9 protein-coding genes are annotated in these 18,736 nt (G+C 62.6%); 1 reads left to right on the forward strand and 8 read right to left on the reverse strand.

Annotation, left to right across the window (positions count from 1 at the left end):
- Window positions 1–74: 74 nt before the first annotated feature.
- Window positions 75–12,560 (forward strand): filamentous haemagglutinin family protein, encoded by a 12,486-nt coding sequence (locus BXA01_RS00885; RefSeq protein ID WP_076562614.1) that lies wholly within the window; start codon window positions 75–77, stop codon window positions 12,558–12,560.
- Between the two features lie 46 nt (window positions 12,561–12,606).
- On the opposite strand, the gene BXA01_RS00890 is transcribed toward BXA01_RS00885, so the two are convergent.
- The 8 genes from BXA01_RS00890 to BXA01_RS00925 form a co-directional block, all read right to left on the reverse strand.
- A complete protein-coding gene (locus BXA01_RS00890) occupies window positions 12,607–12,918 on the reverse strand; it encodes a type II toxin-antitoxin system RelE/ParE family toxin (RefSeq protein WP_083957526.1) in 312 nt (103 codons plus the stop codon).
- On the reverse strand, window positions 12,881–13,075 hold the full coding sequence (gene relB, locus BXA01_RS00895; RefSeq protein ID WP_016774959.1) for a type II toxin-antitoxin system RelB family antitoxin: 195 nt from the start codon (window positions 13,073–13,075) through the stop codon (window positions 12,881–12,883). The genes BXA01_RS00890 and relB overlap by 38 nt, the downstream gene beginning before the upstream one ends.
- A gap of 230 nt (window positions 13,076–13,305) precedes the next feature.
- Window positions 13,306–13,524 (reverse strand): hypothetical protein, encoded by a 219-nt coding sequence (locus BXA01_RS00900; RefSeq protein ID WP_076562616.1) that lies wholly within the window; start codon window positions 13,522–13,524, stop codon window positions 13,306–13,308.
- Window positions 13,525–13,631: 107 nt separating this feature from the next.
- Window positions 13,632–15,311: an MFS transporter gene (locus BXA01_RS00905; protein WP_076562618.1), complete on the reverse strand. Its 1,680-nt coding sequence runs from the start codon at window positions 15,309–15,311 to the stop codon at window positions 13,632–13,634.
- A gap of 178 nt (window positions 15,312–15,489) precedes the next feature.
- Complete coding sequence (gene phnE, locus BXA01_RS00910) at window positions 15,490–16,257, reverse strand: phosphonate ABC transporter, permease protein PhnE (RefSeq protein ID WP_076562620.1); 768 nt, start codon at window positions 16,255–16,257, stop codon at window positions 15,490–15,492.
- On the reverse strand, window positions 16,254–17,081 hold the full coding sequence (locus tag BXA01_RS00915; RefSeq protein WP_024013147.1) for a PhnE/PtxC family ABC transporter permease: 828 nt from the start codon (window positions 17,079–17,081) through the stop codon (window positions 16,254–16,256). Before BXA01_RS00915 ends, phnE begins: the two co-directional genes overlap by 4 nt.
- Entirely contained in the window at window positions 17,075–17,872 is a 798-nt protein-coding gene (locus BXA01_RS00920; protein ID WP_056789573.1) for a phosphonate ABC transporter ATP-binding protein, read from the reverse strand. The genes BXA01_RS00915 and BXA01_RS00920 overlap by 7 nt, the downstream gene beginning before the upstream one ends.
- Window positions 17,869–18,732 (reverse strand): putative selenate ABC transporter substrate-binding protein, encoded by an 864-nt coding sequence (locus tag BXA01_RS00925; RefSeq protein WP_041480134.1) that lies wholly within the window; start codon window positions 18,730–18,732, stop codon window positions 17,869–17,871. Before BXA01_RS00925 ends, BXA01_RS00920 begins: the two co-directional genes overlap by 4 nt.
- Window positions 18,733–18,736 lie beyond the last annotated feature (4 nt).

Here is an 18,736-nt window from a genome sequence, read left to right on the forward strand (position 1 = left end):
TCGTGAGGCTCGCCAACTGCCTATGTCGTAACAGCAGGGCTGATCCGACCTGCCACCCAAAAGGACCTGTAGTGATGCTTGCTCGCACCTCCCGTCACAGTAACCGTATCCGGCCGATCAAACGTGGCGCGGGCGATCCCGCACAGTGGCTGCTCAAGCCATTGGCGCAAGCCGTCGCCTTGTGTCTGGTGGCGGGCAGTGCCGAGGCGGCGACAGCGTTCAGTTCCACCTGGTTTGCCGCGAAGGGCGCGGCGCAGCAGGCTTCGGCGTCGCGTCCGGGTGGGAGCGGTCTGCCGGGGATGACCCCACCGCTGGCACAGCAGCAACGGGCCAGCCAGCAGTTGCAGCGCTCTTTGCAGACACTCAATAACACCGTTGCAGCGATTGCCGCTCAGCAGGCCGCACAAGCCGCTGGACGTGCCGCCGCATTGGGCAGTGTGCAAGTGGTTCCGGACGGATTGGGCGAGGGCGGCCTGAAGGTCGATAACAGCCTGAGCCAGGGCTGGATGAACGCCAAAGGCCCGCAACAAACCCAGGCCGACGGCAAGACCACGGTGAAGATCGAGCAGACCGCCGACAAGGCGATTCTCAATTGGGAAACGTTCAACGTCGGCCGCAATACCACAGTGGAATTTGCCCAGCAGGCCAACTGGGCGGTGCTCAATCGCGTCAACGATCCGAGCGCACGGGCCAGCCAGATTCAGGGGCAGATCAAAGCGGACGGCACGGTGATGCTGATCAACCGCAACGGCATCGTCTTCAGCGGTGGAAGCCAGGTCAATGTGCGAAATCTGGTAGCGGCAGCCGCGAACATGACCGATGCACAATTTCGCGATCGAGGTCTGTATTTCGACAGCACCGGCAGTCAGCCAACCTTTACCGACGCTGCTGGCAAAGTCCTGGTGGAGCGTGGCGCAGCCATACAAACGCATCAACCTGCGCTCTCCACCGACGCCGGCGGCTATACCTTGCTGCTCGGCCAGGACGTGCAGAACGACGGCTCGATCAGTACGGCCAAAGGTCAGACGGTGCTGGGTGCGGGGGACCGTTTCTATATCCGCAAGGGCTCGGGCACCGACGGTAATGGTTATTCAACCACTTTCGGCAGTGAGGTCATTCCCGGTTTCAAGGCTGACAGCTCTGGCAAAGTCAGCAACACCGGCCTGATCCAGGCATCCACCGGCGACATCACCCTGACCGGGCGCGACGTTGTGCAAAACGGTGTGCTGCTGGCGAGCACTTCGGTGGCGACGCGCGGCACCGTGCATCTGCTCAATCCGGCCAGCGATGCCCAAGGCCGTGTGACCCTGGGCGAAAATGGCGTCAGTGCGATTCTGCTCGACAGCAGTGATCTCACGGCCCTGGACAGCCAGCGCGAGGCGGCGCTGACCGGCGTCAATGCCAACAACCGGATCCGCAGCGATCAGTCTCGCATCGACATCGGCAGCGGCGGCACCGTCGAATTCAAAAGCGGCTCGATCACCCTTGCCACCGGTGGGCAGGTGGCAGTTGCCGCCGGACAGCGCAGTCTATTGCGCGAGGGGGCGGTGATCGACGTGTCCGGCGCCCTCGGCGTCAAAGTGGCGATGGCAAACAACAACATCAAGATCAACGTCCAGGGCAACGAGCAGCGTGATGCGCCGGTCAATCGCGAGAGTGGCGCGCTCAACAGTAACGACATCTGGGTCGATGTCCGTGAGCTGGTATTCGTGCCGGCGGGCACCAACGGTTACGCTACCGACCGCTGGTACACCGCCGGTGGGTTGTTGGAGGTCGGCGGATACCTCGGCACTCAGGGCCATGGCGTTGGTGAATGGATGGCGCAGGGCGGTGAGGTGCGGTTTTCCGGAAAGGACGTGATCAGCGAAAAAGGTTCGCTGATCAATGTGTCCGGCGGCACGCTTGATGTGCAGGGCGGCGAGATTCGCCAGAGCTGGCTGCGCGGTGCGGACGGGCGGTTATACGAAGTGTCGCGTGCGCCGGGCGATATTCTCTACAACGGTCTTTACAAAGGTTACGAAAGTCACAGCGAGCGCTGGGGCCAGACGGATTATTTCTATAGCCCGCTGATCGCGCCGACGCGTCGTCAGGAAGCGGGTTACACCGTTGGCCGGGATGCCGGCCAGTTGGTGATCGCCACGGGCAACGCCGTGCTGGAAGGCCAGCTGTTGGGTGAGGTGTTTCAGGGCGAACGGCAAATCCAGGCACCGCGGGCAGGTCTGGACGGCTACGCCCAGACCCAGACCGCCCGGGCGCGGCGAGGGCAGTTGGTGGTTGGCAGTTACGATGCTGCTTATGTCGCTGCCAGTGCCGGCCTGCTGTATCAACTCGACCCGTTGCTCGATCAGGTGCAAGTGGGGGGCGCGCATGCCAGCGTAGCGAACGCAGGGCTGACCGATGCGGTCGCGGCAGAACGCGCAGGCAAACTGTTCCTCGATGCCGGGCTGCTCAATGGTTTCGCGCTGGGCGCGCTGAAGATTTCGGCGAAAAACACGATTGAAGTCAATGAAGGCGTGACGGTGGATCACGGTGGCAACATCACCCTGTTCAGCCCTGACGTGCAGGTCAATGCCGATCTGATTGCGCAAGGCGGCAGCCTGCAATTGGGTAACGTTTTGAACCAGCTCGCCACAGATCGGCGTGATGACACCAGTCTCCAGGTTTCAGCAGGCAAGCAAGCGCGAGTGACGGTTGCGCAGGGTGTGCAGCTGCAGACACGCGGTCTGTGGAGCAACCTGTCGAGTAACCCGGACGACGCGGGCGGCCTGGCGTACCTCAATGGCGGGACAGTGTCGATCCGCAGTACCGGCGACATTCTGCTGGCCAGTGGCAGTCTGGTCGATGTTTCGTCGGGCGGTGCGGTATTGGCCAACGGCAAGACGCGTGGCGGCAAGGGTGGCGACGTGACGCTTGAATCCAGCGCCAACATTGCGCCAGGCCAGTCGCGCATGGTGCTCGATGGCGAGGTGCAGGGCTATGGCGTGAACGGCGGCGGCACCTTGACCGTGCAGGCCAGCAAGGTGCGGATCGGCGCTTCCGGCGAAGTGTCCGAAGAACAGACCCTGCGCCTGACGCCGGAGCTGTTCCGCACGGGGTTCAGCGCCTACAACATCATCGGTCTGAAGGGGCTGGAGGTCGCCGCGCAAAGCGCGATCGATGTGCAGATGCCGGTCTATCGATTTGGCGAATCCGCCTCGACCATTGTGTCCGGTATGTCGCCGCGCGCTGCGCTGGAGCTATGGACGCCCGCGCTATTTCAGGAAGACCCGCTCAAGGGCGTCTTGACGCAAAGGGCCGGCGCTTCTGTCGCATTGCAGGCCGGCGCGACGCTTGCTGGCTTGATTGATCCCGCCAGCAGTCCGTTGTCGATTGGCGAAGGCTCACGGATCAGTGTCGATCCCGGCCAGCGCATCGGTTTGCGCGGGGCAGGCCAGATCACGCTTGATGGTGAACTCAACGCTTGGGGCGGTATTGTCGATATCCGTCAACAGCAGTTCGGCGCGATTGATGTGGCGACGTCCTTGCAAGAGGCCGATCCGACCCCGCACAACCGTTCGATCTGGATCGGTGAACACGCCTTGATCGATGTCGCCGGTCGGGCAGCGACCGCTGTCGATGCGCTGGGCCGCGTCTACGGCCAGGTTGGCAAGGGTGGCTCGATCATTGTCGGTGGCGAGATTGATGTGAAGAAAATCACGGCGACCGCTGCCGATGCTTACGTCATCGTCCGCCAAGGTGCGCGACTGGAAGCGTCCGGTGCGCAAGCCGTGCTCGATAGCGGTGGGCAAGGCCCCGCTCGTGTGGCCACCGATGGCGGACGGATCACCCTGAGCTCCTACAATGGTCTGTTCATCGAAGGCAGTCTGCAGGCCAGTGCTGGCGGTGCAGGTGCGGCGGGCGGGCGTCTGGAGATCGCTCTGGATACACCGGCGTACGGTCCCGCGAACTTGAGCAATGCGGTGCGCGTGCCACGTGAAATGATCATTGGCCAAGGGCCCGCGCCGGCACTGCCGCAGCCGCTGCGAGCGGGTGAGGCTTCGCCACTTTTACGCTACGGGCGTACACGCTTGAGTGCCGATCAGCTGATGAGCGGTGGCTTCGACAGCGTGAGTCTGCTGAGCAACGGTCTGATGACGTTCGACGGCGATGTCGACCTGCACATGGGGCAGGGCCTGAGCCTGTTCGCCGGTTCTCTTTCATTGGCCGAGTCGGCGAGTGACAGCGCCCGGGTCAACCTCAGCGCACCTTACCTGCGCCTGTCAGGGCTGGGCACCTATTTGAGCTCGGAAGTCAAAGTGCGTCCGCGGGTGATGAGCAATCCGACAGCGCAGTTGTCCGGCGCGCAATTCACCGCCAGCGCGAACCTGCTGGACGTGGGCAACTCGCTTTCATTCGGCACCGAAGGGACTCTCGTGCAATCGGCCGCACCGGCGCTGGCGGTCAGCCGCCGTGGCTTTGGTCTGGTCACGCTCGACAGCCAGGGCGACTTGCGCTTCCTCGCGCCAACCGATGAACAGCAGCGCAGCCGTCTGTGGACTGCGGGTGACATGAACATGCGGGCTGCGCAGATCTACCCGGCCAGCGGCGTCTCGGCTGAGGTGCGAGTGGGCTATCAGAGTATGGCCGGATCGGTGCCGGAGCATACGTTGCGTATCGGCAATCACGGGGCGGCGCCGACCGCTTTGCCTTACTCGGTGTTCGGCAGCCTGACACTCAGTGCGGGACAGATCGAGCAGGGCGGCGTCATTCGTGCGCCTTTGGGGCTGATATCCCTGGGTGATGACGTCATTGTCAAAACCCGTGAACTTCACCTTCTGCCGGGCAGCGTGACTTCAGTCAGCGCCGCCGGACTGGTCATGCCCTATGGAGGAACCACCGACGGTATCGACTATCGGTACAACGGTAAGTCGGTGATGTTGAATGGCATTGCCGGAGCGACCTCCGGGGTCATCCTTGATGCGCAATACACCAATGTGCAGGCCGGGGCGGTGATCGACCTTTCGGGCGGCGGCGATTTGCGCGGTGCCGGTTTTGTCTCCGGACGAGGTGGCTCCACCGATGCGCGTTTCAATCCGCTGGTACGCAATGCCACCGATGGCACCTTCAGTTTGCCGGGGCTGGCCAATAACCCCGTGTATGCAATCGTCGCCGGTGACCAGAGCCGCTATGCGCCGATGCTGGCCGAGGCCGGCGCGGTCGACCCGCGTATCGGCCAGCAGATCACCCTCGGGACCGGCGTTGCCGGACTGGCACCCGGCACCTACACCTTGTTGCCATCGACCTTTGCCTTGTTACCGGGCGCCTTCCGGGTCGAAATCAATGGTCAAGCGATTGCGGGGCCGATGGACAGTGCGTTGAAGTTGCGCAATGGCTCGTGGACCACGGCCGGACAGCTGTCGATTGCCAACACCGGTATCCGCGACAGTTTGCCCAGCCAGGTCATCGTGACGTCTGCCGATGTGCTGCGGCGCTATTCACAGTACAACGAAACCGGGTTCAGCCAATTTGTGCTCAACGATGCTGCCCGCCGCGGTCTGCCGCGCGCCCGCACACCGCTGGACGGCAACACGCTGCACCTGCGCATGGTCAGTGGCGGCGAGCACGACTCAGCCCTGGATTTCAACGGGCAGGTGCTGTTCAAACCTGCCAGCGGCGGGGTCATTGGTACGGCGGTCGTTCAGGGCGGTTATACCGGCGCAGAGTTTGAAATTCTCGGTGCCGGGCATACGCGAACGCCAGGGTTCGACGGTGTATCGCTGTACGCCGACACCCTCAACCGCTTGAATGCCGGACGTTTGACCATCGGTGGCACCCCAACTGTGTATTACGGTTCGGAGGGCGGCTCGATCAAGGTGATCGGCAATACCTCGGCGATTCGTCTGCGCGAAGGCGCGATCCTCTCGGCGCCAGAGGTTGTGCTGAGCAGTAACAGCGCCAATGGCGGCATCACCATCGATGCGGGAGCGGGCGTCAATACCTTGGGGCGAGGTAACGTTCCGTATGATGCCGCAGCCGGTTTCGTCTACGAACCGGGGCGCTCCAGCCTGCTGGTGGTGTCCAACGGCTGGACGCCGGTGCTTGCGCCCACCGATGGCGGGGGCGGGAGCATTCGTATCGGCAACTGTCCGACGGCCGATTGCACCGCTGCGGCGTTGCTGTACTCCAACGGCAGCATCATCGCCGCCACTGACAAAGACTTCGAACTGGGAGAAAACGTGCGCTTTGGCACTCGCCAACTCGGGCTTTCGGTCGGTGTGGTCAATGCCGGCAGTCCGCAAGCACTGGCCGCAGCCAGCGGCCGCACACCCGCGGGCCTGACGCTTAACCAGAACGTGCTGGATCGCCTGTTGCAGGGCGACACGCAATCTGGCGCCCCCGCCCTGGAAACCCTGAGTCTGGTGGCCCGCGATGCGTTCAACTTTTTCGGCAGCGTGACCCTCGACACCATTGATCCGCAGACCGGCCAGAGCCGTTTGCAGAATCTGGTGTTGGGTAGCCCGGCTATCTACGGCTCGGGCGCTGCCACCGATGTCGCGACGATCCGCACCCGCAATCTGATCTGGAACGGGGCGACTCAGGCCCCGGGTACGGTGGTCAACGACGGCGCCGGCAACGGGCACGGCACGCTGGATATTCAGGCGCAGCGGATCGAATTGGGTTATGGCCCGAACCCGCAGCCCAATGGCCTGGATCGCAATAACCGACTGGCCCTGGGATTTGCCAATGTCAACTTCAACGCCAGCGAGCGCATCACCGCCAACCACAAGGGCAGTCTGGCGGTGTACGAATCCCAAGGAGCTTATGACGCGGTCAAGGGGTTCAGCTACAGCGGCGGCAATCTCAATCTGCGCACGCCATTGTTGACCGGCGAGGCCGCCTCGGTCAGTGAACTCAAGGCGGGCAACAACCTGACGCTGAGTGGTAGCGCCACAACGGCTGCCGCGGATGCCCTCGGTGCGCAACTGAGCCTGACGGCACGCAGTGTTGTGCTCGACAGTCGCATCGTCCTCGCCAGCGGCAAGCTGCTGGTCAATGCCGAGGATGATCTGCTGCTTGGCAGCGGCGCGCAGGTGGACATGGCGGGCCGGGTTCTGCCGTTCAATGATGTGCAGAAATACAGCTGGGGCGGCGACGTGTCGTTGCAGAGCAACAACGGCAATATTCGTCAGTCGGCGGGCTCGCGAATCGATCTTTCCGCCGTCAACAATCAGGCCGGGCAATTGAACGTTGTGGCCCTGGCCACTGACGCTGGACAGGTTGATCTGCAAGGGCAGATTGTCGGCCGCAGCAGTGGCTATTACGACGCGGGCGGTACGTGGGTGCCGTACAAGGCCGCTGGCGTGGACATTCGCGCCCAGCGCCTGGCGGGTGATTTGAGCGAGGCCTTTGCCAGCCTTAACCTGCGCTTGAATGCCGGCGGGGTAGTGGGCAGTCGAAGCTTCCAGTTCAAGCAGGGCAATCTGCGTATCGGTAACGAACTCAAAGCGGGCCAAGTCAATGTCTCGGTGGACAACGGCAACCTGACCGTGGACGGGGTGATCGATGCCAGTGGTGAACGGGTCGGCAGCATTCGCCTTGCCGGCAAAAACGGTTTGAACCTGACAGGCAACGCGCTGCTCGATGCCCATGGCCGCGTACTGCGCGTCGACAGCTACGGCAAAATCATCGACGCACCGAACCGCGCCATGGTTGAACTCAATTCAGGTGACGGCGTGCTGACGCTGGCCGCTGGTGCACGGATTGATCTGCGTCACGGCACCGATGCCGTGCCTGGAAACCAGGCGGGACAACGCGATGACGTGTTGCGTGGGACGCTGGAGCTGAATGCACCGCGCCTGGGCGGCGGTGACATTGCGGTGGATGCCAGCGGTACGTTGAGTATTCAAGGTGCCCGCTCCATCGGGCTGAATGCCGTGCGAAGTTACAGTGATGCTGCCGATGGCACCGATCCGGCGGCCAGCGGTCGCCCGTATCAAGTGATCGATCAAGCCTACCTGGATCGCATTCACTCAGACAGCAGCGGCTTTATCGATGCGGCGCTGGGTAACAGTGATCTGCTACAACGCAAACTGGCCGGCCTCAACAATGCGACCTATGCCGATGCGTTTCATCTGCGCCCGGGGGTGGAAATCGTCAGCAAAACCGCTGACGGCGATCTGGTGGTGCAGGGCGATCTCGACTTGTCCGGCTACCGTTACGCCAGCCTCAACCCGCACACTCGCCGGACCTCGGTGTATGGCAGCGGAGAAGCGGGCAGCCTGTTGATCCGTGCCGGTGGCAACCTCGATATCTACGGCAGCATCAACGACGGTTTCGCACCGCCGCCGGAAACCGTGGACGACGCTGGCTGGAAACTGTTGCCGGGGATACAGCCTTTCGGCGGTGACCTGATCGTACCGGGCAGTGGTGTCAGCCTTGCCGAAGGGACGCTCTTTCCGGTTGGCGCCACCTTGAATTACGACCTGCCGATTCAAGCCGCCACACTGGCCGCGGGCACGGTGTTGCCGGTTCAGAGCACTTTGGCCGCACCTTACGTGTTACAGGGTGGAACGGTGCTGGCCGGCGATGTGCATGACGCGGCGGGTAACCTGATGTATGCCGCCGGTACGTTGCTCGACAACGCTGTGACCCTGCCGACCGGCAGTCGTTTGGGTGCAGGTATTCGCTTGAACAACGCCACCGCACTGCAGGCCCTGCTCTGGCCCAAAGGCGTGCCGCTGCCGGGTGCGGTTGATGCCGACAATAAAACGGTGGGTGTTGTGTTGAACGGAACGTTGGCGCTGTTGCGGGGTTCGCTGATCCCCTCCATGACCAACGTGAAGCTCGCCGATGGCACGGTATTCCTCGACCTGCGTCCTGCCAATGGAAACCAGCAAGGTCGAAACTGGGCGATCGCCAGCATGCTGCCGGCGGGCAGTGCGTCGTGGTCGATGCGCATGGTGGCAGGGGCCGATCTGACCGCGGCCGACAGCCGTAGCGTGAAACCTCAGGCCAGCGTCGGCAACTTGCAGATGGCCGACACTCACTATGGTGTGAGCATGATCGAGGTGGCCGGCAAACTGGTCTGGGCGGTGGATAACGAGTATGGCTTTACACCGTACGAACCGGTTCCCGAGGAATACCTTGTGCTCTGTGATATCGCTCCCGGTTCTTGCGCGCCCATGGCGCGCAGTGTGTGGGCGCCTGGCAACTGGATGGGCATGCCGGATTACACACCGATGAACGATGACGAATTGTTCTGGTGCTCCATCGACCCGGCACTGTGCATTGAAAACAATCCGAGCAAGAGCGCCCAGGCCCACACGCAGATGTTCAGCGTTTTGCGTACTGGCACCGGCGACCTGGATTTGATGGCGGCCGGTAACCTGAGCATGGCTTCACCTTTCGGCGTCTACACCGCCGGCACCCAATCGGCGGACGTCGATGCGCGTTATAACCAGCCCCGCGGAAGGCTGTCGGCTGATGGCTCGGTATTGGGCAGCGCTGGCAGCGATTACGAAAAATGGGTCGATGGCGGCAGTGCCAACCTCTATCAGGCCTGGTATCCGCAGATGGGCGGTAACCTGACGATCAATGCCGGCGGGTCTGTGTCGGGTGACGTGCTTGGCCGTCGCTCGGTCGCCACGGGCGACGGTACGCGGGAGCAGGTGCCGAGTGTGGCGGTGGGCAATTGGCTCTGGCGCCAGGGCACCGGCAACAACGATGTACCGACTGCCTGGTGGATCAATTTCGGCAGCTACGCTGCGCAGCCATTGCCAGCGCTGGGCGAGGAAACCAGACCTTATCTGGTGGGCTTTACCGGGTTCGGTACGCTGGGCGGCGGCAACATCAGTCTGAGCGCCGGCGGGGATGCTGGCATGCTCAAGGCCATGGGCGACGACAGGTATGCGTCGTACCCTCGCAGTCAGGGGTTGATCGTGGCTGTCGGCAGCACGGGCCGCGTGGACAGTGACGGGAACTTGCAACTGACCGGTGGCGGAGACCTGGATATTCGTCTGGGCGGTGTCCTTAATCCGTCTCTGCAGGCACGTGCCGGCCTGGCGGGTACCGGCACGCCGACGCACGACTTGCAGGGCGCGCTCATCAACCTGCGCGGTGCGGCGCAACTGACGGGCGCCGCGCTGGGCGGCATCAATCTGCAGTACGGCGCCTCGGCGCTGTTTCATGACCCACGGGAAACGCGCGCCTTCGACCCGTTCAACTCGACGGCCAGTAATGCCAGTGGTGGGCTGGTGCTGATTCCCGGTGACTCCGGCATGCGCCTCAACACCCGCGGCGATCTGGTGTTGGGTGGCGCCGCCGATCCGGGCCGCGTGAGGTTGCAGAACTCCACACCGTTTACCACGGCGGATGGCATTTACCATGCCGGTGGCGGTTTGAGTGGTTTCTCGCTGTGGACCGATCACACGGCCATCGATTTGTTCTCGGCCGGCGGCAACCTGACGCCCAGCACCCAGTTGATGGAAACCACCGGGCAGGACCCCGTCGCCGGGCTTAACGGGTCACCGACCGATGACCGCTTCGTCTTTCCTTCGATATTGCGTGCCGTGGCCGGCCAGGGCTCGATTTATGCGGGACCATCAGCGGCCTACGGCATAGGCAACCCGGCGCCGGCTCTGGCCTGGTCATTGCTGTTGGCACCTTCCAGCGCGGGGCAGCTTGAACTGATCGCTGGGGATTCGATCTATGCCGGCGGCTACGCCATCAACCAGTCAGGGGCCAGCCCGGTGGCGCTCGCCACACCGTTTGCACCCGCGTTCAATGGCTACGGCAACAACCAGTCCGCTCGGCCGATCACGACCAACGCCGGCAGCGATGGTGTGCTGGCGCAAACCAATTCGCGCTATCCACTGTTTGCCTTTGGTCCCGATAGCTACTCGGGGTTGAGCAGTGTTCAGGGGCCGGCGCGCTTCTATGCACTGACCGGTGACCTGGTAGGAATTCGCACGGGCGAAACGCTGGCGTTCGCGACCACGAAGCGCACCTGGTATGAATCGGCAGGCCCGGTGTGGATGGTGGCGGGGCGTGACATCGTGGCGTCCGGTACCAATTTGGGGCAACCCACGTTTGCGCCCGTTGGGGGCATGAGTCGAAATAACGAACAGATCGCGTCTACCGGCAATCTGTTCGTGCATAACGATGCGCGCGACATTTCGCGGATTTCGGCCGGGCGTGACATTCTCTACAGCAGCTTCGACATTGCCGGCCCGGGTGTTCTGGACGTCAATGCCGGGCGCAATATCCTGATGGAAGATCGCGCCAGCATCTCCAGCCTCGGCCCTGTCGTGGCAGGCGATCAGCGCCCCGGTGCGAGCATCGTGATGCAAGCGGGTGCGGGCGCGCAGGGGCCGGATTACTCACGCTTCATTGCGCGTTATCTGAACCCGCAAAACGTAGCGGATTCAGCGGTGGCCCTGAGCGCGCAACCGGGCAAAGTGGTCAAGACCTACGTCGAAGAACTGCAGAGTTGGCTGAGCCTGGGTTATGGCTTTAAGGGTGGCGACGAACAGGCGCAAGCGTTCTTCGCCGCACTGCCGAGTACCGAACAGGCGATCTTCGCCCGCCAGGTGTACTTCGCCGAACTGCGTGCCGGCGGCCTGGAATACACCGATGCCAATGGCCCGCGCACCGGCAGTTACTTGCGCGGTCGCAACGCCATTGCGGCGCTGTTCCCGACCACTGATGTCGCCGGCAATCCGATTCGCTACGACGGCGATATCACGATGTACGGCGGCGCCGGGGTCAAGACGCTGTTTGGCGGCGATATCCAGATGCTCACACCGGGCGGTGGTCAGGTGTTCGGCATCGAAGGCGCGGCGCCGCCGTCGACGGCGGGGATTATTACTCAGGGTTCGGGCGACATTCAGTTGTACTCGCAAGGCAGCATTCTGCTCGGCCAGAGCCGGATCATGACTACGTTCGGCGGCTCGATTCTCGGCTGGTCCGCCGAGGGCGACATCAACGCCGGTCGCGGTTCGAAAACCACCGTGGTCTACACACCGCCAAAACGTGTCTACGACAACTGGGGCAACGTCACGCTGTCGCCATCGGTGCCGAGTACCGGCGCCGGTATCGCCACGCTCAACCCGATCGCCGAAGTGGCACCGGGCAACATCGACCTGATCGCGCCACTGGGCACCATCGATGCCGGCGAGGCGGGGATTCGCGTGTCAGGCAACGTCAACATCGCCGCGCTGACGGTGGTCAACGCCGCGAACATTTCGGTGCAGGGCAAAGCGACCGGCGTGCCGGTGGTGTCGGCGGTGAATACCGGCGCGATCACCTCGGCGAGCTCGGCGGCATCCTCCGCCACCCAAGCGGCGGAAGACGTCGCCCGGCAGCAACAGGCAGCGGCGCGGCAGAACCAGGCCTCGGTGTTCACCGTGCAGGTACTCAGCTTCGGCAACGAGCAACTGGCACCAACGCGCGATGGTGCCAGTCGCGCGCCAGCGACGGGTTATAACCCGGACAGCCCGGTGCAGGTGCTAGGCGCCGGGGCATTGGATGAACAGGCTAAGCAGCAGCTGACCGAGGAAGAGCGTGGGCAGCTGACGTTGTAAAAGACTCTCGTGCAGTACGTTTGGGCGGCCGGTTGGCCGCCTTTGTTTAGAGTGAAGGGGTTAGGGGATATTTTTGTCGAGCGTGAAGCACCCTGAGTATGTCGATCTCCCCATTCACCCGATAAACCAGCAGATAGTTCGGATGAATCACCATTTCGCGAGTGCCAGACACCCGACCGGATCGGTAGCCATGAGGTATGGAAGAAAGTTTCTGCGCTGCGGCAACGGCTTTATGTTGAAAGGAAACCGAAGCAACGGAGTTGTGCTGATCGATGTAATCAATGATGTCAGCCAGTTGACGAATAGCCTTGTAGCTCCATTTAACCCGCAGCGCGGCGCTTCCTGCGGTTTTCTTCATTCATCTGATCGAGCAACACCATTGCTTCGGCATGGGGAATGCCAGGGTGCGGATCATCAAGTGCTTCCTGGACCTGCGCACGAAACCAAAGGTCGTATTCCGCAGCCTCTTCTTCGGTTTCGAAGTCTGAAACGATAAGTGAAAGTTCAGCGCTCATCATGACCTCCATGATCAATGTGAAGCAGTCTAAGGGGGATGTGGCTCGTTGTCGTCACTGGTGGGACGAGGGAAACATTATCCGCAAACAGACAATGCGCATCTGTCAGACGCTTCGCTTGTGATGCACGTGAAGTCGATCAGCTGTGTAGTTCGATTCTGTAGGAAATCAGCTTTTGGTCATCGGGCTGACAGCCGCCGCTCAAAGCCGCGGCCACAGCCACGCTGCACTCAGTTACCGTCTGCAACTTTACGCTCGATCTCATCGACTTTGCGCTGCAGCTCTTCAGCTTCCTGCTCTTTAACTCGAGTGGAAGACGGCGTGATGATTTTGTCCACGCCTTCGGTTTTGCCGTCGCGGTCCTGCAGATCGCGCTCGACCACATTCACCGGTTTGCCGCTGGCATCGGTGGGTGGGGCGTTGGGGATTTTGTCGTCGTTGGGGTTCATGGCGCTGGCCTCCTGTGGGTGTACACATTGGAGACAGCGCGGCGCCAGACGTTCGAAATTTTTCAGCGCCAGTGCCCTCTCCCGCGGGAGAGGGCGCAGCGGCTGTTTCAGTCCTTGAGAATGTCGCGATCCTTGGTTTCCGGGAGAAAGAACGTGCCGAGTATTGCCGTCGCCACTGCAATCACGATCGGGTACCACAGCCCGTAGTAGATATCGCCGGTGGCGGCGACCATGGCGAACGCCACGGTCGGCAGGAAGCCGCCGAACCAACCGTTACCGATGTGGTAGGGCAGCGACATCGAGGTGTAGCGGATGCGCGTCGGGAACAGTTCGACCAGCCACGCGGCGATCGGGCCATAAACCATGGTCACGTAGATCACCAGCACGGTGAGCAGGAGCAGCATCATTGGGTAATTGATTTTTGCCGGATCGGCTTTTTCCGGGTAACCGGCCTCTTTCAACGCTGCGCCGAGGTTGGCGGTGAAGGCGTCGTTGCGGGCCTTGAAGTCGGCGGCGGCGAGGGCGCTGCCTTCGAAACTCTCGATGACGCGATCACCGATGCGCACCTGCGCCACCGTGTTCGGTTCGGCGGCGACGTTCTCGTACGGAATCGCGCGTTTCGCCAGCAAGGTTTTCGCCAGGTCACAGGAGCTGGTGAATCTGGCCTTGCCCACCGGATCGAACTGGAACGAGCACTGCTCGGGACTGGCGATGACCTTGACCGGGTTTTTCTCCTGAGCGACGAACACGTCCGGATTGCCGTACTGGGTCAGCGCAGTAAAGATCGGGAAGTAGGTCAGCGCCGCCAGGATGCAGCCGGCCATGATGATCGGCTTGCGCCCGATGCGATCGGACAGGCTGCCGAAAATCACGAAGAACGGTGTGCCGATCAGTAGCGATCCGGCGATCAGCAGGTTGGCGGTCTGCGCGTCGATCTTCAATGTTTGCAACAGGAAGAACAGCGCATAGAACTGCCCGGTGTACCAGACCACTGCTTGCCCGGCCGTGCCTCCGAGCAGCGACATGATCACCACTTTGAGGTTGTCCCAGCGTGCAAAGGATTCGGTCAGCGGCGCTTTCGAGGCCTTGCCTTCGTCCTTCATTTTCTGGAATACCGGCGACTCGCTCAGTTGCAGGCGGATGTACACCGACACGGCCAGCAGAATGATCGACAGCAGAAACGGAATCCGCCAGCCCCAATCCTCGAACGCCTCGTTACCCAGCGCGGTGCGACAGGCGAGAATCACCAGCAAGGACATGAACAGACCGAGGGTGGCGGTGGTTTGAATCCACGAAGTGAAAAAGCCACGGCGGTTGCGTGGCGCGTGCTCGGCGACGTAGGTCGCCGCGCCGCCGTATTCGCCGCCCAGTGCCAGGCCTTGCAGCAGACGCAGGGTGATCAGAATCACCGGGGCAGCGACGCCAATGGTGGCGTAGCCGGGCAGCAAGCCGACGATTGCCGTGGATACGCCCATGATCACGATGGTGATCAGAAACGTGTGTTTGCGCCCGATCATGTCACCCAGACGCCCGAAGACGATGGCGCCGAACGGCCGCACCGCAAACCCGGCGGCGAAGGCCAGCAGGGCAAAGATGAATGCGGTGGTTTCGTTGACGCCGGCGAAGAAGTGCTTGGCGATGATCGCCGCCAGCGAGCCGTAGAGGTAAAAGTCGTACCACTCGAAAACCGTGCCCAGCGAGGAAGCGAAGATGACCTTGCGCTCCTCCTTGGTGATGCCGCCGCTGCGCGGTGGCGTGCCGGTGGATGCTGTGTCGATTGTGGCCATGGGTGTTCTCCGTCGTGCTTATTGTTGAAGGCCGGAGTCCCCCGTTACTGCCTGTCGCACTCTGGCCCGTTGGCATCTGCCGCCGTTGCTCTAGCGTGAAGCTTGCACAGTCTGACCGCCTCGCAGGGCTGCAAGGTTTCCTGAAGCATAATCAGCTTTTGCCAGATATCCACTCGGCCTACGCTTTGACCCAACGCTGCCGGCTCCAGGCGCTCAACCAATCGACCAGAAACACCAGCAGCAGCATCGCCAGAATCACCGTGCTGGCCTGGGCTTCCTGGAACAGGCTGAGACTGACATACAGCATCTGCCCCAGGCCGCCGGCGCCGACGAAACCGAGCACGCTGGCCATGCGGATGTTGTTTTCCCAGCGATACAGGCAGTAGGCGAGCAGTTGCGGGGCGAGGTTCGGCAGGGTGCCGTAGCAGAACGCGAGAAGCGGATTGCCGCCCTGCAAGCGAATCGCTTCGGCGGGTTGCGGCGGGGTGTTTTCCAGCGCTTCGGCGAACAGCCGACCGAGTACGCCGGTGGTGTGCAGAGCGAGGGCGAGGGTGCCGGCGTTTGGCCCGAGACCGGCGGCGAGCACCATCAGCGCCGCCCAGACCAGCTCCGGAATCGCCCGCAAGCCATTGAGCAGCAGACGCGCCGCGCTTTGCAGCGGCCAGCCGAAACGCCCGGCAGCGGGCAGCGCGAGGACGATGCCGAACAGCGCCGCAAGCAGGGTGCCGAGGGCTGACATAGCGAGAGTTTCCAGCGAACCGTGGGCGATGGCTTTCAGGTAGCCGGCGCTCAAGTCGGGACTGAGGAAACGCTGCACATAACTGCCCATCTGCTTGAGGCTGTTGGCGCTGCCGAGTTCGGCAAGATCCAGTTCCAGATAGGCAAAAGAGGCGACCACCGCGACCACAATGGCGGCGAGCAGCAGCAGGTTGATCAGGCGCCTCATGTCAGCCTCCAGCGCAGCAAGCGGCTGAGTTGATCGGCGCACAGCACCAGCAGCAGGAACGTCAGCAACATGCTGGCGACTTCACCGCCGGCGAACATGCGGATCGACAGGTCGATCTGTTGCCCCAGCCCACCGGCACCGACAAAGCCCATCACCACCGAGGCACGGATCGCGCACTCCCAGCGATACACCGTGTAGGAGAGCAGTTCGGCGGCGACATTCGGCAGCGTGCCGTAGGCAAACGCTGCCAGTCGACCGCTGCCGGCCTGCAACAACGCATGCGCCGGGCGCTGGTCGGTGGACTCGAATATCTCCGCGTAAACCTTGCCGAGCATACCGCTGTAGGTGATGGCGATGGCCAGCACGCCCGCCGCCGGCCCGAGGCCGACCGCGCGCACGAACAACAGCGCCCAGACGATCTCCGGCACGCTGCGCAAAAAGATCAGCAATCCGCGTACCGGCCAGCGCAGCAAGCGCCCGGGCAGGCTCGGCACGCCGCCCCGTGACGCCGCCGAGAGCGACAACGCGCGGCTGGCGATCAGACTTGCCGGCACCGCCAGCAGCAACGCCAAGGCCATGCCCGCCGTGGCAATCGCCAGGGTTTGCAGGGTGGCTTTGAGCAGCAGTTGCAGGAACGCTTGATCATGCGCGGGTGGCCAGAATGCCGAAACGAAACGGCCCATTTCGTTCTGGCTATCGGCCTGAAACAGCACGCCCAAGTCCAGCTCGCTGAGCTGAATGCCCGGCCACAGCAGGGCCAGCGCCAGCAGCGTCAGCAACAATCGCGGCCACGCCGCCGGGTCCCGTGAATCGGCTTTCAGCATCGCGGAATCTGCACAATCAAAGGCGCGACCGCTGGTGCAGGCGATTGCAGTTGTTCATTGGCGTACAGCGCATCGAGCTTGTCGCGGCTGACTTGATCGGATGGGCAATCGAAAAGAATCTGCCCGTCGCGCAAGCCAATGATCCGTGGAAAGTGCGCCAGCGCCAGATCCACCGCGTGCAGGCTCGCCACCAGCGTGACGTTGTGCTCGCGGGCATGGCGCGAAAGGATCGACAGCGTATGGCCGGCAAGCACCGGGTCCATGGCTGAGACAGGTTCGTCGGCAAGCAGTATTTCCGGCGCCTGATACAGCACCCGCGCAATGCCGACGCGCTGCAACTGCCCGCCGGACAACTGCTGGCAATGGGCGAACAGTTTGTCGCCCAGATCCAGCCGCGCCAACGCCGCGCGAGCGCCCGCCACATCCAGTGGATGCAGCAGGTTCAGCAGACTTTTGCCCAGACTCCACTGACCGAGCTTGCCGGCCAGCACCGCCGTAATCACCCGCTGACGCGGCGGAATCGGCGGCGCCTGATGCACCAGACCGATGCGCGCGCGCAGGCGCTGCCGCTGGTGCGCCGACAAGTGCCAGGCGCGTTCGCCGAGCACTTCGATGTCGCCACTGCTGGGCTTGAGCGCAGTCGCCAGTAGATTGAGCAGGCTCGACTTGCCAGCGCCGGACGGGCCGATGATTGCGACCTGTTCGCCGGCACCAATCTGCACGTCGATGTTGCGAAGGGCATCGACGCCATTGGCATGGCGCAGGCTGCCCTGGGTGAGGCGTAGGGTCATTTCAGCAGTTCGGCGGCGCGGGCGGCTTCCTCGATGCCCTTGTAGTTCTCGGGCTTGGTCTCGATGAAGCGACTGGCGGCCTGCAGATCGAGGATCTTCTTCTGCTCAGGATTGGCCGGGTCGAGGTCAAGGAAGGCTTGCTTGATCTTCGCGGCCAGCTTCGGATCAAGGGTGCCGCGCACGGTCCAGTTGTAATCGAAGTAGGTCGGGGTGGTGGCGAAGACTTTGACCTTGTTGGTGTCGACCTTGCCGGCGTCGACCAGTTTCTGCCAGACGCTGGCGTTCAACACACCAGCGTCGACCTTGCCGGCCTGCACCCAGGCAACGGTGGCGTCATGCGCGCCGGAGTAGGCGACACGGCTGAAATAGCCTTCAGGCTTGATGCCGTCGTTCTTCAGCATGAAGTAACGCGGCATCAGACTGCCCGAGGTGGACGACACCGAACCGAAGGCGAAGGTCTTGCCCTTGAGGTCGGCGAGGCTTTTCACGTTCGGGTCGGCGGTGATGAATTTGCTGGTGAACTGCGCATCCTGCTCGCGCTGCACCAGCGGGATCACTGGCGTAGTGGCGTCGGTCTTCAAGCGTGCCTGCACAAAAGTGAAACCGCCGAGCCAGGCCATGTCGAGGCGATCGGTGGCCAGCGCTTCAACCACCGCCGGGTAGTCGGCGACAGGCACAAACTGCACCTTCATGCCCAACTGCTGTTCAAGATAAGCGCCCAACGGTTCGAACTTGCGCAGCAACTCGGTCGGGGCTTCGTCGGGAATCGCGCTGACGCGCAACACATCAGCGGCTTGCGTCATCAGGGCAGAAAAAGACAGCGCCAGACCGGCGGTGAGGGCGAGGGTACGCTTGAACATAGAA

It is taken from the genome of Pseudomonas sp. B10, from assembly GCF_900156235.1.
GTDB classification, from domain to species: Bacteria; Pseudomonadota; Gammaproteobacteria; order Pseudomonadales; family Pseudomonadaceae; genus Aquipseudomonas; species Aquipseudomonas siliginis.

Coding starts and splice junctions, on each gene's coding strand:
- BXA01_RS00885 (WP_076562614.1), top strand. CDS start 75: ATGCTTGCTCGCACCTCCCGTCACAGTAACCGTATCCGGCCGATCAAA.
- BXA01_RS00890 (WP_083957526.1), bottom strand. CDS start 12,918: ATGAAGAAAACCGCAGGAAGCGCCGCGCTGCGGGTTAAATGGAGCTAC.
- relB (WP_016774959.1), bottom strand. CDS start 13,075: ATGAGCGCTGAACTTTCACTTATCGTTTCAGACTTCGAAACCGAAGAA.
- BXA01_RS00900 (WP_076562616.1), bottom strand. CDS start 13,524: ATGAACCCCAACGACGACAAAATCCCCAACGCCCCACCCACCGATGCC.
- BXA01_RS00905 (WP_076562618.1), bottom strand. CDS start 15,311: ATGGCCACAATCGACACAGCATCCACCGGCACGCCACCGCGCAGCGGC.
- phnE (WP_076562620.1), bottom strand. CDS start 16,257: ATGAGGCGCCTGATCAACCTGCTGCTGCTCGCCGCCATTGTGGTCGCG.
- BXA01_RS00915 (WP_024013147.1), bottom strand. CDS start 17,081: ATGCTGAAAGCCGATTCACGGGACCCGGCGGCGTGGCCGCGATTGTTG.
- BXA01_RS00920 (WP_056789573.1), bottom strand. CDS start 17,872: ATGACCCTACGCCTCACCCAGGGCAGCCTGCGCCATGCCAATGGCGTC.
- BXA01_RS00925 (WP_041480134.1), bottom strand. CDS start 18,732: ATGTTCAAGCGTACCCTCGCCCTCACCGCCGGTCTGGCGCTGTCTTTT.